Genomic DNA, 15,086 nt, shown 5'->3' with positions numbered 1-15,086 from the left:
TAAGAGAAAGTTCTTACCCTCTGGCCATTGCCGCCTTTACGGCTGCTCTCTGGTCGCGGCGGGTGATCCAACGGTGATAGGTGCGATTGTGAACAGCCACTGAATGGCCCATCATTCGAGCAGAGACAGTGTCGGGGAGGCCAACGCCAATAGTGCGAACGGCCCAGGCATGGCGCAGGTCGTAGGGAGAAAAAGGAATGTCGTAGCGTTTGAACTGTTTAGAAACGAGTTGACCGACGAGCTGAAGGGTGGTGCTGTTTAGATCGGTATTGACTTTTGGCAGTCTGACCTCGCGTAGGTTGAAAGCATCTACCCATTCATGGTGGAAGGGCCAAACGTCGTGCTGGCCAGTCTTGGTCGATTCTAAGACTTCGATGGCGGCTTCTTCGTCACCGTTAGTCAACATGCTGTAATCGCTGAAGAAGACTTCGTGGTTACGCAGACCGTAGGTAGCCATGACGCCATAGACAAACTGCCAGGCCGGATTTTTGATCTTTTCGTAGGTGCGAAGGATTTCGGCATCGGTAGGGAGCGCTCGGAGCTGAGTTTTGCTATTGCCGTAGTTGCCCCAGTAGGCTTTTAGCTCGATCGGCAGCGGAATATTGAGGAAGGCTGCTAGCGCGTCTAGGGCCGTGCAGCAGATCTGACGGCTGCGAGAGTTGGCCGTGGTGCTTTGGACGGTGGCGTAGATGGCTTCGGGTAGAGAGTAGTTTGGATGCTGGGCGGCGATCGCCTGAAGCTTGTTGAAATAGGGAACGTAGGCTTTTCCCCAAGTGGTGCGGAGCGAGGACGGTTTGGCCGTGCCTGAACGCGACTGAAAAAAGTAGACCTCAAAAGCAGCAATCTGCGTAGCTAGATTAACGCCGCTGCGTTTGAGCCCCGCCATAGGGCCGAGATAGTCTTGCCAGTTGAAGGTGTTTTCAATCAGCTGGGCAGCGATGACCTTGGCCGTCTTTTCGATCTGCTTGAGCCCTGATTTGTTAGCAGGCAGGCTAAGAGGAATGCGCTGCTGATAGGCCCTGAGCCTAGGACTGTTGGGACGAGGAGGAAGCGTGCCGCGTAGATTGAGTTTGTCACCGCGACGCTCAATTTTAAGCCCAAGTTTAGCGGCCTTGAATCTCTGGTTGACTTTCGCAAGCGGTGTGTCTATCGCGTGTTGTACTGCTTTTGTGGCAATTTCCGCTGAAGGGAATGTTTCAGGCATAACGTTAGTTGTTACGATAGGCAAAGATTATTAAAACACTAAGCGTCAGGGTACGCGATTCACTATGAGCCGTGTGGGAGTTTTGCTGCTGAATTTGGGCGGACCAGAGAAGCCAGATGATGTACAGCCCTTTCTATTTAACCTATTTTCGGACCCTGAGATTATCCGAATTCCTTTTCCTGCTCTGCAAAAACCCCTGGCCTGGTTTATTTCAAGTCGGCGGGCCAAAACATCTCAAGAGAACTATCAGCAGATTGGCGGCGGCTCGCCTCTACGACGGATCACAGAAGAGCAAGGCTCGGCGCTAAAAGAGGCACTTAAGGAAAAGGGTAAGGACGCTGAGGTGTATGTGGGGATGCGCTACTGGCATCCGTTTACTGAAGAGGCGATCGCACGCATTAAGAAAGACGGTATCGAACAGCTCGTTGTTCTACCCCTCTATCCCCAGTATTCGATCAGTACTAGCGGTTCTAGCTTTCGTCTTTTGGAGCAGATTTGGCAGGAAGATCCGTCGCTAAACCCGATTGACTACACCTTGATTGAGTCTTGGTATGCGCGGCCTGGCTACGTGAATTCTATGGCTGACTTGATTCGCGCCGAGCTAGACAAGCTGCCGAATCCTAACGAGGCCCATATTTTCTTTAGTGCCCATGGTGTGCCAGTCAGCTACGTAGAAGAGTTTGGCGATCCTTATCAAAAAGAAATTGAGCACTGCACAGACTTGATCATGCAGGCACTGGGTCGGCCTAACGACTACACGCTGGCGTATCAAAGTCGAGTCGGCCCGATCGAGTGGCTACAGCCCTATACAGAAGACGCGATTGGAGCTCTGGCGCATAAGGGTGTCAAAGATCTAGTCGTTGTGCCTATCAGCTTTGTCTCTGAGCATATCGAGACGCTGCAAGAGATTGACATTGAATATCGTGAGATTGCAGAAGAGCAGGGCATTGAGGGCTTCCATCGGGTGCCAGCGCTAGATACCTATCCGCGCTTTGTCGCTGATATGGCCGATATGGTGGAAGAGGCTTTAAGTGGAAAACCCGTACATTTCTCTGATCTGGTAAAACCTGAGAAGAAGGTGCGAATCTATCCACAAGATAAGTCAGCCTGGGGAATGACGCCGGTCGCTGAAGTGTGGAATGGACGGTTAGCGATGCTGGGCTTCTTGGCACTAATAGCAGAGATTGTCACTGGGCAAGGACCCTTGCACCTGATTGGATTGCTGTAGTTGTCAGGCTGTAGTTGTTAGTATGAGCATGAGCACTTCAGCTTTCTTATCACTACTCTAGCTTTCTCTATCAGTACCTATGGCTAAAGCATTCGGACTACAGATCAGGATTTTGTTTGTCGTTGTTGTTGTGCTATGGGCCATAGAGATTGTCGATCAGGTGATATTTCAAGGGGCTCTGAATAATTTCGGCATTCGACCGCGATCGCTTCCCGGTCTTTTGGGTATTTTCTCTGCTCCTTTTTTGCACGGTAACTTTCAGCATTTGCTGGCCAATACGGTGCCGCTAGTCAGCTTAGGCTGGCTGATTATGTTGCGAAACACCGAGGATTTTTTCTGGGTTAGCATCATTTCAGCGATAGTTGGCGGCTTTGGGACTTGGCTGATCGGCTCACCCGCTAGCCACATTGGGGCAAGTGGCATTGTCTTCGGTTACTTTGGATTTTTGTTACTGCGTGGTTATTTTGAGCGCAGTGCGGTGGCGATCGCCTTTTCTATCCTGGTAACATTTTTGTACGGCGGTATCATCTGGGGCGTACTACCCACTCAACCAGGTATCTCATGGGAAGGGCACTTATTTGGTTTTTTGGGTGGCGTTCTAGCAGCTAGATTGTTAGCTAGACCAAGGCAGCCCTCTAACGATTTCTAGCCAATCGTTCTTGTTACTAGCTCTTAGAACTGATTCGGTATAAGAATTGACAGGGAGATTTATCTTATGAAACCCCTACGCCTTCTATCTGACTGCCTGATACCGCATCTGTCAGATAGTTAGCTGCTGCCTCTACCGCTGCGACTGCGTTCTCATACAGCATTCTAGTTGGCCCTAGCACACCTAAGCTGCCTGTTGGGCCGGGTGAGTGTCCATATCGAGAGGCGATCAGCGCACAGGCACGCATCGGCTCTAGAGGGTTTTCTGCGCCAATCCAAATCCTAATTCTCTGACGCTTAGCTAGCGGACTGCCAGTTTCTGTATCTGGTAGCAGTGGGTTTGCGATCAAAGGCCATAGCTGGTCTCGTCCATCTTCTAAAAGCTGGACAATGCTGCGAATTTGCTCACGCTCGGCAAACTCAGGCTGGTCTAAAGCTTCGGCTAAGCCACTGATTAGAATTTGAGAATTGGGCGCTGTGCTTGTCTTTTTAGCCAGATCGGCGATCGCACTTTGAAGCGCTTCTGTGTATCTTTGAAACGTCTGGTCTAGATCCGACCAGTCCAGCTTGGCATCATGCAAAGAGCGTCCTCTTAACTGGTTGGTCAAGAAATTAGAGAGCACCTGTAGCTCTGCGTCAATATCTAGGTGCTCATCTTTGAGTTCACTATCTTTGGGGTCAGGAGCTATTGGCAGCAAGACTGAATGGTTGTCGTAGATATCTAAAACGACTAGAAGGATCTGGTGATCGCTCACCCGAACCAACTTCAAATGCTTAACCACAGAGGTCCCGACATGGGGCAGGGTTACTAGCGCAATATAGCCGCTTAGGCGCGACAGTACCTGAGCCGATTCTTTTAGTAGTGCCTCCATGGCAAGGCCATTCCAATCAAGCCTATCGCTGAGCGTCGTTTCCATGCGACGAGTCAAAGGCTCAGACGGCACCATCAGCTCGTCTACATATCTACGGTAGCCAGAATCGGAAGGAATGCGCCCCGCTGACGTATGCGGCTGATAGAGTAAACCCGATCCTTCTAGAGCGCTCATAACGTTGCGAATGGTTGCTGAGCTTACCTGAAGGTCATACCCCTTTGCCAAAGACTTCGAGCCGACAGGTTCTGCCGTATTGACATAGTGACGCACCGTAGCGCGAAGAATATCCCGCTGCCTAGAGTTAAGCTTCATAAACCTGCTTGGTAAATCTGGGTTGTCATCACTCTCGCTACAAACACCTACACAGCCTTCTGGTCTTCTAGTCTTATTGCCTTTTTATAGGTACCTATAGAACTCCCTGTAGAACGTCGATGCGAACGCTTTGCCACTTCCTAAAGCATAGAGGATCATTTTGGACTCTTGCCGTTCGCTGTGTGCATTTTCTGTAAGGTCTTCCAGTTGCGATCCCCAATTTGAGTCAAGATGCCTCGTACCATATAACCGATCTGCAGTAATCATCCCAATACCTGGTAAATTCAGAGAGTCACCGTAATGTTTTTGCCTTTAGCTATCACTGCGTTTTCACCTCTACTGGACTCCTGAGTTGTCAGGTTACGCCACCCATGTCTGATCTTCCCTTCACCCTTGACCAGCTTCGTATCCTGAAAGCGATCGCCGCCGAGGGTAGCTTCAAGCGAGCGGCTGACAGTCTCTATGTCTCTCAGCCCGCTGTTAGTCTTCAGGTACAGAACCTGGAGCGCCAGCTAGATGTGCCGCTGTTTGACCGAGGCGGGAGAAGAGCGCAGCTAACCGAAGCAGGGCACTTGCTATTAGAGTATGGCGATCGCATTCTTAGCCTTTGCCAAGAAACCTGCCGCGCGATTGAAGATCTACAAAACCTGCAAGGTGGAACGCTAATTATCGGCGCTAGTCAAACCACGGGAACCTATCTACTACCCCGTATGATCGGCCAGTTCCGCCAGCGCTATCCAGAAGTCGCTGTGCAACTACACGTACATTCCACTCGCCGCACCTCGTGGAGCGTTGCTAACGGCCAAATAGATCTAGCCATCATTGGTGGAGAAGTTCCGCCAGAGCTGCAAGATTCTTTAGAGATAGCTGCCTACGCAGAAGACGAGCTAGCGCTAATCATGCCGGTTTTTCATCCCCTAGCGTCCAACGAGACTATTGCCCGTAGCGATCTCTACAAGCTGAAGTTTATTACGCTAGACTCCCAATCCACTATCCGAAAGGTAATCGATCAGGTATTGACGCGCGGCGGTATCGAAACCCGTCGGCTGCAAGTAGAGATGGAGCTCAATTCAATCGAAGCAATCAAAAATGCTGTGCAGTCTGGTCTAGGGGTAGCGTTTGCCTCTACCTCTTCTATTGAAAAGGAACTGCAGATGGGTGTGATCCATCGGGCGCGAATTGAATCGGTTGAGGTCAAACGCACGCTCTCTGTCATTTTTAATCCCAATCGCTATCGCTCAAAAGCAGCCGAAGCATTTACCAAAGAAATCTTGCCGCAGTTTACCAATCGGGCGCTGGAATTTAGAAAAGCTAGCGCTAAATCAAATGGGAAAGCTAACGGTAAGCCTAGCGCCGAAGACAAATTCTCTGAAGGCCAGCTCACTAAAGATAAATCCACACAGCCTACTCAGAACGCATCTGCTACAGTGCCTGATAAGGCCGAAGCCGCAGTCGATGCCGAGGCCGGTCGCTAGCGGTCGAGTTTCTCGTAACCTTCCTTTATGCAACTGCACTGCACTCGCCCAAAATGTCCGTCACCAGTCAATCATTTCTCGGATCTTGACGATCCCAACCTTTCTCATCCTCTAGCTCAAAAGTATTGCAGCGCCTGCCGGATGGAGCTAATTTTGCGCGGTCGCTATTTGCCAGTAAGTTTGCTAGGCAAAGGGGGCTTTGGCACTGCTTTTTTGGCAAAAGATTTTGACTCGCCGACGCAACGGCGCTGCGTGGTCAAGCTGTTTCAGCCGCCGGTCACGTTGAATCCATCACAGCTAGCAACCGCTCAAAGGCTATTTAACCAAGAAGCTATTGTGCTAGAGCGATTAGGTTTGCAGCACTCACAAATTCCGAACCTGTACGCCTATTTTCCGCTGCTAGTCACCAATCCACTGAACAATCAGTCAGAAGAACTGTTCTATCTCGTTCAAGAATATGTTGAGGGAGAGGATTTAGAGAAACTGCTCGACCGACGAGGAAAATTCTCTGAACTAGATATCACAAAAGTACTCACAGCGATGCTAGATGTACTGGGCTTCGTGCATAAGAACGATGCGATTCACCGAGATGTTAAGCCTTCTAATATCATTCAAGGGCAAGATGGCAAGCTCTCTTTGCTAGATTTTGGCGCGGTCAAGGAAGTGACTACGCCGACAGTAGGTCAGCGCGGTCCGACAACAATCTGCTCGCCTGACTACGCACCGCCGGAGCAGATTATGAGCGGCGCAGTGGATCAGACTTCTGATCTGTATGCCCTAGCGGCTACGTGCGTAGTGCTACTCACTAACAAAGAATCAAACCAGTTACGCAGTCCTATTTCAAATCGATGGGACTGGCAGTCTTCTGTACAGGTATCGACTGAGCTAGTACAAGTCCTAGATCGGATGCTACAGCCTAATCCGGGCGATCGCTTTCCGAACGCCGCAGCGGTCATGGATGCCCTGACGCAGAGCAGGCTGTCGACAGCGAGCCGGAAAGGCGCGGCGGTCGCTAGCTCATCGGCTCAGCCGGTATCGGCAAGTACTGCTCAGTCGACATCGAAGAGTTCGCCACCCAGCTCGCCACCCAGCTCGCCACCCAGCTCGCCACTAAGCTCAGTAGCAGGATCAGCGGTTCCCTCCTCGCCTGTAGTTCCTGCTAGCGCACCCGTTCAGCCGTTATCTCTACGTCGGTTTCTGGGGAATGCGGCATTTGCGGGTGTAGAAGGAGGACTGCTCGCGATCGCCTGCCTTAGCACTTTAGGAACCACTTTGATCGGCGGGGGTGCCTGGCTTGCCATGTTGGTAGTGCTAGTGGCGCTTCAGTTTCGGCGAGTGATTGAAGGTACAGATCTATTTATTATCGCCGGCCTCACCCTCGGGATTATCGTTTTCTTTAGACCGCTGCATTCCTTTGTAGCTGAGGGGGGCTGGGTCACCATTGCAGTTATTGCGTTGATGGCTGGTGGCGCGATGGTGATCGTAGCGATTATCTTTCGACTAATTTTTAGCTTGCTTTCCCGTATCATGTGAGGGATTAGCCCCCTCAAAACAGTCGACCAAAATAGTCTCATGGCCAAAAAGAACGAGCTTCCTACTCTAATTGCTGCGTTACTGTTTACGGTTGCACTATTGGGCGGGGGTGCCTGGTTTTTGATAAACCAGTTTATAGGCGAGACGGGACCGCTAATTTCTTCTCAGCGCGAAGGCGAGGTCGATACCGGAGCAGGCACTACAGGCTCTTCGCTAGCAGTTGAGGGGGCCGATGGTTCATCGGGGCAATCAATACTCCCTGGAGCGGCATCTGCTGCTAAGCAAAGAGGTTTGGACGCGCTAGCTAGGCAGGATTTTCAAACCGCTCAGGCGGAGTTCTCAGCGGCATTGCAAGCAGATCAAAACGATCCAGAGTCTTTGATCTATCTCAACAACGCCCAAATCGGCGACGCTGCTGCTCATACTATTGCCGTGGTAGCGCCAGTGGGCAGTGCGCTGAATGCTTCGCTAGAGATTATGCGCGGGGTTGCCCAAGCTCAAACAGAAATCAATCAAGGGGGTGCTACGACACCCTTGAAGGTGCTGCTGCTAGATGATAAGGGCGATCCAGATACTGCAGCTGAAGTTGCTGAGAGCTTGGTCGCAGAAGACTCTGTCTTAGGGGTGGTAGGTCACTATACTAGCGATGCAACGTTGGCAGCAGCAGCGGTATATGAAGCGGGCGAACTGCCAATGATCTCACCGACGAGTACAGCGGTTAGCATCTCGAACGCGGGTGACTACATCTTTCGTACGGTGCCTAGCGATCGCCTAGCCGCTGCAACGTTAGCCCGATACATGCTCAACGAAATCAACCAGCGGCAGGCAGTTGTTTTCTTCGATAGCAGTAGCGCCTATAGCCGCTCTGTGAAGTCAGAGTTTACAACCGAATTGCTGAGTAATGGGGGCAGTGTCGTCGCTGATTTTGATATCAGCGAGCCAGGATTTAGCGCGGGGCGAGCCCTTCAAACAGCAAAAGAACTCGGCGCTGAGGTTATCATGCTGGCGCTGACGGCTGATACTAATGACATTGCTCTCCAGATAATCTCGGTCAATCAGAAAGAGCTGCCAATGATTGGCGGTGATGATATGTACAACTTTAAGATTCTAGACGTGGGCCGAGCTAACGCCCAGGGGTTAGTAGTGGCGGTACCGTGGCATATCCTCAGCTATGACCAAAGTCGGTTTGTTAATGAATCTCGTCGACTCTGGGGCGGCGATGTCAACTGGCGGACGGTGATGGCTTACGATGCGGTAAGTACGCTGACCGCAGCTATTGATCAAGGCGCGACTAGAGAAGACATTGCCACTATCTTAGCAATGCCCGACTTTAGTGCGTCTGGGGCAACTGAGACGGTGAGATTTTTGCCAACGGGCGATCGCAACCAACCATCGCAGCTAGTAGAGGTCGTACCTGGTAATCGATCGGGGACTGGATTTGATTACGTACCAGTCGAGTGAAACGCATAGCCTGTAGATTTGCGCGTCCTGAGAAGATTGCTCGGTTAAGTGCTCGGTTAAAGGACTAAGAGAAAGCTAGCGCGGTGGATAGATGTGAAATCAAGGTTATTCATGAACAGTTTTTGGCGATCGCCTCTACGCTTAGCCCTAAACTCCACTTTGCGATCGCCCAAAATGGTTCGCTCAAGCTCGTAGCAAAGCAAAACAGGCCGTTTGCAGAGCAACTGTGCCGGACAGTTGTAGGACAGCAGCTTTCACTAAAGGCAGCAGCTTCGATCTGGGGGCGGTTAGTCGCGAACGTGCCAGCAGGCGAAAAGCTGAGCGATCATTTAGTAACTGTTGATCCGGCTGTTTTAAGAAGCTGCGGACTATCAGGTGCCAAGGCAAGGACAGTAGTCGAGCTTGCCCAAGCTGCCCAGGCCAATCAGCTAAATTCAAAAGAGCTCGGCGCGTTGTCCCCCACCGAACGAACGCAAAGGCTGACAGCGCTTTGGGGAATTGGTCAGTGGACCGCTGATATGATGGGAATCTTTTACTTTGGCGACGCGGATATCTGGCCCGATGGCGATGTTACCGCCAGGAAAACGCTAGAAAAGCTCACCAGCAAACGTAGAAAAACCATTCGCACAGCGGCTCAATTCTCACCTTACCGGTCATATCTTGCCTTGCACATGTGGCGTTATGTAGATGCGGTGCCGGACTAAATGCAATGAGGTAGCAATCCGACGTGAGACTTATGTAGGAGCGTTGATCATCAGCACTGGCAAGTCCTCGTAGCCTGTACCGTTTAGTTCCATTGACACCTTGCCAGACTCAAAGGCAAACTCTACCGATTCACCATTGCCCAGTGCGTCGTAAAAACCCACTACAAATTCGATGGCAGCCTTATCTCCCACCGCCTGACTCATCCCAATGGCGTAGGGGATATGCTGAGTGATCGCCGCTGCCTGCACCGACGAGTAACAGCCATTGAGGACAACGCATTCGATGTTGGCTTTATGAGCAAAGAGCTTGAACAGTGACGCTAGGGCAGACCCTGAAACGAGCTTGGGTGCGCCTGCTTCGTCTTCAAAGTACAGGCCCTCCTCGCCCTCACCATGCCCCGAGAAGTGAACAATTTGGGGGAGTTCTTCTAGCATGGCCCTTTGAAAATCTCTAGGGCGCACGGCCCACCGCTGAGCGATTTCAAACTTATCCCGGTGTTCGGCGCGTTTCAGTCCTTCGCTGATATCTCGCACTTCCTGATCTAATCGTAAGCGAGACGATCCTTGAGGATTAGCCGCTAATATCAATAGTTTTCGCTTGGATGGCGTGCTGCTAGGAGTGGCAAGCTGTTGGCTGCTGACCTGTTGACTGGTGACGGTGTTGCGATCACCCACAATAATCGCAGCGCCGTCTACATTGCCGCCAATATGAATGTCGCGAGTGCCACTCATCTTAATCAAGACTCCAATTTCGCGTTCTGTAATCAGACTACTATAGCCTCGCGTGCCTCACGACAGAGATACAGAAGTGAGCTGTCAGCGCAGATATAGACAGTACAGATATAAAACAGTTTGGATGCTTTCAATACTAAACTGGCTGTATGGCATGGGTTCATCCACGATTGCCTTTGCCATTGAGTCTAAGTTAAATTGAAAACCCATGAGTGAGCCAATCTATCAGCCTGTAGTCTCTGCTGGAGATAGCTCTCCCTTGCCATACCCATCGACTACGAAGGTTCGACATGTGGGCTGGTGGCTGTTAGGGCTATTTGCGATCGCGCTGCTCATCCGTCTAACGTATCTGGCCGCTAAGCCCGCCTGGATGGACGAGATCTCGACGATTCTCTTCAGTTTGGGCAATTCTTCTAGACTCATTCCAACTGATCAAATCATCACACTAGAACAGATAATTCGCCCCTTAAGCCTCACACCGGGTGCGACAGCAGCAGACAGCGCAACTTATCTGCTAGCCGAGAACAATCATCCACCGGCTTACTTTGTCTTGGCTCACTGGTGGATGATGTTTTGCCATCGGCTCATAGGTAAGACAGATGGGTATGCGTCTGTGTGGGCCGCTAGGGCATTGCCTGCTTTTTTCGGTGCGATCGCCGTACCCGTCAGCTATTGGCTCGGTTGGACTAGCTTTCGCTGTCGGCTCACGGCGTTGCTATGTGCAGCGCTGATGGCGGTCTCTCCTTTTTCTGTTTTTCTCTCACAAGAGGCCCGTCATTATACGCTGGCGATCTTGATGGTGATGGGGTCTTTGGGCTGTTTTGTACTCGCGGCGCGGGCGATTAGAGAACAGCGCGCGATTGGCTGGTTGACAGTAATTGGTTGGATAGCTGTCAATGCCTTGGGCGTGGCGGTTCATTATTTTTGTGCCATTACTTATTTCATTGAAGGATTAGTGCTGTTATATCTGTTAGTTCGAGACTGTGGGCAGGATCGATGGGCTGGGCTGCGATCGCGCTGGATTCGCATCTACATCGTCGCGTTAGGGACTGCAGCCGGGGCTTTGCTATGGCTACCAACGCTGTTGAACTTTTACGGCAGTCCGCAAACCACCTACATTACCGGATCTAGAGGCATTGGCTTTTGGCTAGGCCCGATCGCTCAATCAGTTGCGGGCGGGCTGTACGCAATTCTAGCGCCCGTATCGAATGGCTATGGAGCTGTAGCGGTGACGACGATTGTTATTTCTTGCATATTGTTGTTGTTTGGCTATGTGCCCTGGTTTGTGCGGATGGGCGTGCGATCGCTCAAGTTTCAGTGGCGACAGCCTGATCGGCATACAGGATTGCTAGCGGTTGGCGGATTCTTCATCATGGGTAATATCGTTTTCTTGGCAATCTGCTACGGTGCTGGCTTCGATATTACTCGGGGGCATCGATACAGCTTTGTCTTTTATCCCAGTATTGTGATTTTAGTCGGTGCAATGCTGGCACCCTTTTGGACCGAAGGTAGCCACCTTTTTAGACAGATCAAATTACCGCTAGTCAAGCGATTTATTAGCGGTCGGTCTTTTGTGCTGACGGTTTTAGGAGTCAGTTTTTTAGGTTCTTTAGTGATTGTTCTAGATCGTACCCATCTGAAATTCTATCAGGCCGATCGGTTTGTTGATTTTATTCAGGCAGAATCCGCCTATCCAGTCATACTCGGGGCTCAATCGATAGTCGGCGAGCAGCCTAGCGTGTATGGTATCGAGATTATGTCAGCCGCGTGGGAAATTCAACAGCAGTTAAAGAAAGATGTAGCGGCGCGATCGCGATGGCAGCGCGAACCTCGTTTTCTGTTGTTAAAAAAAGATTTGATTGCTAATAATGATTCTGAAGAAAACCTCAGAGATTTAGTGCGTTCGGTATCACAGCCGTTTGATCCGCCGTTTGACCTGTGGCTGCTAAGGATTTCGCCTTCCTTAGAGTCTGTCGGCTGTAGCGCACCTGTTCGGGGCAACAAAGGATCGTTTTCTCATAGTCATTACATCTGCAATGGGGCATAGCTGATCACCTGCCTGTGAAAAACTGAATCACAATGGTTGGATATGATTAAGACTGAAGAATGTAGTTTGGTTCGATGAATGATCCTGGCGATTGCATCTGAAACAGCCCCGTTAAAAACAGATAGTCATGGCGTTGTTCGAGTTGGAAACACTCGGGTTACGCTCGACACGGTAGTGACAGCTTTCCTGGAAGGTGCTACAGCGGAAGAAATATCAGAGCAGTATCCCGTGCTTCAGCTCTCTGATATCTACCTTACTATTGGCTACTATCTGCGTCATCGCAGTGAGGTAGACGGCTACCTTTTAGAACGACAGCAGCAGTCGGCTGCAATTCGGCAGGAAGTAGAGAAGAGGTTCAGTCCTGCCGGAATGCGAGAGCGATTGCTGGCAAGAGATTACCCGCATGCTTAACCAGTGACTGCTTTCCTTGCTGACGAAAACTTTAACAACCAAATTGTTCGCGGCATTTTTCGACGCCGAACTGATGTCGATATTGTCAGAGTTCAGGATATAGGATTGTCGGGTGTTGATGATCCTTCTGTCTTAGAGTGGGCGGCTCAAAACGGACGCATTGTGCTTACTCACGATGTAGCGACAATGATTACTTTTGCCTATGAGCGAATTGAAGCTAATCTGCCAATGCCCGGTCTATTTGAAGTGAGTCGTAGAGTTTCTGTTGGCATTGCAATTGAGGAAATTATCTTCATCTTTGACTACAGCTTTGAAGATGAATGGGAAGGTCAAGTGCGTTTTCTACCGCTCAGCTAGCATCTTTTAGATAGCATCCTCAGAGAATAAGAAGTCTGGGAGCCAGCCTTTGATGGTTTCCCAAACGTCGGTGGGGCCGATGCCAAAGGCTAGCCACAGGCCGAGCAGGAAGAAGGCGACAATTAAGGTGGCTTTGAGGGTGTCTTTGAGGAAGTCGACGAGCCAGAAGAAAACGACGGCTGCGATCGCCAGCGCACCTATGGTTAATGCAATGTCCACGCGAATCTCCTCAATTCTTCGGTTCAGCTCAGTCTTCGGTTCGGGTCAGGGTCTTGCTAGTGTAAATCAGTGTAGGCCGTTCTGATTACGGACGCGGCGGCTATAGCCGCGATCGCTTACAAGCTCCTTCATTAGGCGATCGCGGCAGTTAGCTCAGTGACAGCCATGCGAGCCCACTGATCGACAGCTAGAATGTCTTCTAGGGTGGGGGCAGTATTAAGATCATTTCGGTGGCGATCGCACACCTGTTCAATCACTTTAGCAATTTCTAGATAGTGAATCTTCTCTTCGAGAAATAGCGCCACTGCCTGCTCGTTTGCCGCGTTGAGTACGGCGCTCATTGTGCCCCCGGCCCGGCCCGCTGCGTAGGCTAGATCCATACAGGGATACTTCTGATGGTCCGGCTCGCGGAAGGTGAGCGTGCTGAGCTCTGCTAGGTTTAGCGGTTTCCAGTCAGTCGTGATGCGCTCTGGCCAAGAAATAGCGTAGAGCAGGGGCAGCCGCATATCCGGCCAGCCTAGCTGCGCTAATACCGAGGTGTCTTGCAGATGAATCATCGAGTGAATAATGCTCTGCGGATGAATGACGATATCGATATCGTCGTAGTCTAGGCCGAAGAGATAGTGCGCTTCAATTACCTCTAGCCCTTTGTTCATCAATGTCGCCGAATCAACGGTGATCTTTTTGCCCATCGACCAGTTGGGATGCTTGATAGCATCGGCCATCGTGACCTTGGGTAAATCTTCTACGGGCCAATCGCGAAAAGCACCGCCGGATGCGGTGAGCTCGATCGTCCGCAGGCCACCGTCAGGTACCCCCTGTAGGCACTGGAAAATAGCGGAATGCTCAGAGTCAGCGGGCAAAAGTTTGACGCCGTGCTTTTGGGCTAAGGGCAGCACAACGGGCCCCCCGGCGATCAGGGTTTCTTTGTTAGCTAGGGCGATGTCTTTGCCTGCTTTGATCGCCGCGATCGTCGGCAAGAGTCCAGCGCAGCCAACGATACCAGTGACGACAGCCTCAGCGTCTCCGTAGCTGGCGACTTCGACAATGCCAGCCTCACCCGCGACGATAATAGGCTGAGGATCTAACGTCGAGATTGCCGTTTTGAGTTCGGCCAGCTTGCTCTCATCACAAATGGCGACGATTTCTGGCTGAAACTGCATTACCTGCTTGGCAAGTAGGGTGACATTGCTACCGGCGGCGATGCCTACTAGCCGAAACTTTTCGGGATATTGCGCCAAAATATCGAGCGTTTGTGTGCCGATAGAACCGGTTGAACCGAGCAAGGTAATGGCTTTCACTGTAGGAATCCCATCTGTAATGTTTTCTTTATTTCACCACAACGCTGGTCACTTTGCTTGGGCTACTCCAAATGCACCTCTTTTTGGACACACCCGGATGCGGAATAAATAGACGCGGCATAATGTAGGCGCTACCGTAACGAGTAGCGTACTAGATGGAGACTACATTGATGGATGCATTCGCTCCGATTCCGCCCGATTGGACTAAAGATGCTGTACATGCTCAGCCGTTTGGGTGCCCTAGCTGCGGGGCGGGTAGTACAGAGGCGCAGGCGGTGTGGGTGAATCGGCGATCGCCTGTGTTTGGCGACGGACGCAAGCGAAAATATCAAGAGTTCTATCGATGTGAGTGCGGCTCAATTTGGTGGGGATGGAGTTCGGATCGACCGCCAGTAGACCTTGGGAAAGGCGAAACGATAAAGGGATGAAGAATAAACCCAATGGACATTCTCGTATTAGGCAGCTTAAACATGGACCTCGTGGCGCGGGTGGAGAGACTGCCGCAGCCGGGTGAGACCCTAACGGGCTCTAGCTTCGTGACGGTGCCTGGGGGGAAGGGGGCGAATCAAGCGGTGGCAGCGG

At 51.1% G+C, this 15,086-nt stretch carries 16 protein-coding genes; 11 read left to right on the top strand and 5 right to left on the bottom strand.

The annotated features are described in order from the left end of the window. Positions 1–13 precede the first annotated feature (13 nt). Entirely contained in the window at positions 14–1,204 is a 1,191-nt protein-coding gene (locus IQ256_RS19070; protein WP_193857143.1) for a site-specific integrase, read from the bottom strand. A gap of 64 nt (positions 1,205–1,268) precedes the next feature. Here IQ256_RS19070 and hemH point away from each other — a divergent pair, with 64 nt between their 5' ends. Both hemH and IQ256_RS19060 read left to right on the top strand, forming a co-directional pair. Next, entirely contained in the window at positions 1,269–2,432 is a 1,164-nt protein-coding gene (gene hemH, locus IQ256_RS19065; RefSeq protein ID WP_193857142.1) for a ferrochelatase, read from the top strand. Between the two features lie 79 nt (positions 2,433–2,511). Further along, positions 2,512–3,081 carry a rhomboid family intramembrane serine protease gene (locus IQ256_RS19060; RefSeq protein WP_193857141.1) on the top strand — a complete coding sequence of 190 codons (570 nt, stop codon included), beginning with the start codon at positions 2,512–2,514 and terminating at the stop codon, positions 3,079–3,081. Positions 3,082–3,145: 64 nt separating this feature from the next. Here IQ256_RS19060 and hrcA read toward each other — a convergent pair whose 3' ends face one another. After that, entirely contained in the window at positions 3,146–4,264 is a 1,119-nt protein-coding gene (hrcA, locus tag IQ256_RS19055) for a heat-inducible transcriptional repressor HrcA (protein ID WP_193857140.1), read from the bottom strand. A gap of 371 nt (positions 4,265–4,635) precedes the next feature. Between hrcA and IQ256_RS19050 the strand changes: the two genes are divergently transcribed. From IQ256_RS19050 to IQ256_RS19035, 4 genes are all read left to right on the top strand, one after another. Then, complete coding sequence (locus IQ256_RS19050; RefSeq protein WP_193857139.1) at positions 4,636–5,739, top strand: LysR family transcriptional regulator; 1,104 nt, start codon at positions 4,636–4,638, stop codon at positions 5,737–5,739. Positions 5,740–5,766: 27 nt separating this feature from the next. Then, complete coding sequence (locus tag IQ256_RS19045) at positions 5,767–7,272, top strand: serine/threonine-protein kinase (protein WP_193857138.1); 1,506 nt, start codon at positions 5,767–5,769, stop codon at positions 7,270–7,272. Positions 7,273–7,311: 39 nt separating this feature from the next. Further along, positions 7,312–8,733, top strand: coding sequence for an ABC transporter substrate-binding protein (locus IQ256_RS19040; protein ID WP_193857137.1), 1,422 nt, complete (start codon positions 7,312–7,314; stop codon positions 8,731–8,733). Positions 8,734–8,816: 83 nt separating this feature from the next. Then, positions 8,817–9,437 carry a DNA-3-methyladenine glycosylase gene (locus IQ256_RS19035; RefSeq protein WP_370623492.1) on the top strand — a complete coding sequence of 207 codons (621 nt, stop codon included), beginning with the start codon at positions 8,817–8,819 and terminating at the stop codon, positions 9,435–9,437. Positions 9,438–9,467: 30 nt separating this feature from the next. Here the strand turns inward: IQ256_RS19035 and IQ256_RS19030 are convergent, their stop codons facing one another. Then, positions 9,468–10,169 (bottom strand): CHAT domain-containing protein, encoded by a 702-nt coding sequence (locus tag IQ256_RS19030; RefSeq protein WP_193857136.1) that lies wholly within the window; start codon positions 10,167–10,169, stop codon positions 9,468–9,470. A gap of 208 nt (positions 10,170–10,377) precedes the next feature. On the opposite strand from IQ256_RS19030, the gene IQ256_RS19025 reads away from it, so the two are divergent. The 3 genes from IQ256_RS19025 to IQ256_RS19015 all read left to right on the top strand — a co-directional run bounded on the left by IQ256_RS19025 (position 10,378) and on the right by IQ256_RS19015 (position 12,984). Next, positions 10,378–12,216, top strand: coding sequence for a phospholipid carrier-dependent glycosyltransferase (locus tag IQ256_RS19025; RefSeq protein WP_193857135.1), 1,839 nt, complete (start codon positions 10,378–10,380; stop codon positions 12,214–12,216). 78 nt (positions 12,217–12,294) lie between these two features. Next, a complete protein-coding gene (locus IQ256_RS19020) occupies positions 12,295–12,627 on the top strand; it encodes a DUF433 domain-containing protein (RefSeq protein WP_193857134.1) in 333 nt (110 codons plus the stop codon). A 3-nt stretch (positions 12,628–12,630) separates the two neighbouring features. Further along, entirely contained in the window at positions 12,631–12,984 is a 354-nt protein-coding gene (locus tag IQ256_RS19015; RefSeq protein ID WP_193857133.1) for a DUF5615 family PIN-like protein, read from the top strand. Positions 12,985–12,990: 6 nt separating this feature from the next. Here IQ256_RS19015 and IQ256_RS19010 read toward each other — a convergent pair whose 3' ends face one another. After that, positions 12,991–13,203, bottom strand: a complete 213-nt coding sequence (locus tag IQ256_RS19010) for a hypothetical protein (protein WP_193857132.1) — start codon at positions 13,201–13,203, stop codon at positions 12,991–12,993. Between the two features lie 131 nt (positions 13,204–13,334). Continuing rightward, positions 13,335–14,504, bottom strand: a complete 1,170-nt coding sequence (locus tag IQ256_RS19005; RefSeq protein ID WP_193857131.1) for a 1-deoxy-D-xylulose-5-phosphate reductoisomerase — start codon at positions 14,502–14,504, stop codon at positions 13,335–13,337. A 170-nt stretch (positions 14,505–14,674) separates the two neighbouring features. Between IQ256_RS19005 and IQ256_RS19000 the strand changes: the two genes are divergently transcribed. After that, positions 14,675–14,932 carry a hypothetical protein gene (locus tag IQ256_RS19000; protein ID WP_193857130.1) on the top strand — a complete coding sequence of 86 codons (258 nt, stop codon included), beginning with the start codon at positions 14,675–14,677 and terminating at the stop codon, positions 14,930–14,932. Positions 14,933–14,944: 12 nt separating this feature from the next. Then, the coding region (locus IQ256_RS18995; RefSeq protein WP_228025070.1) for a PfkB family carbohydrate kinase at positions 14,945–15,086 on the top strand (142 nt) is incomplete at its 3' end.

Source organism: cf. Phormidesmis sp. LEGE 11477 (assembly GCF_015207105.1).
Lineage (GTDB): Bacteria > Cyanobacteriota > Cyanobacteriia > Phormidesmidales > Phormidesmidaceae > Phormidesmis.
The sequence above is the reverse complement of the archived record's forward strand: the minus strand, read 5'-3'. Positions and strand labels throughout refer to the sequence as shown.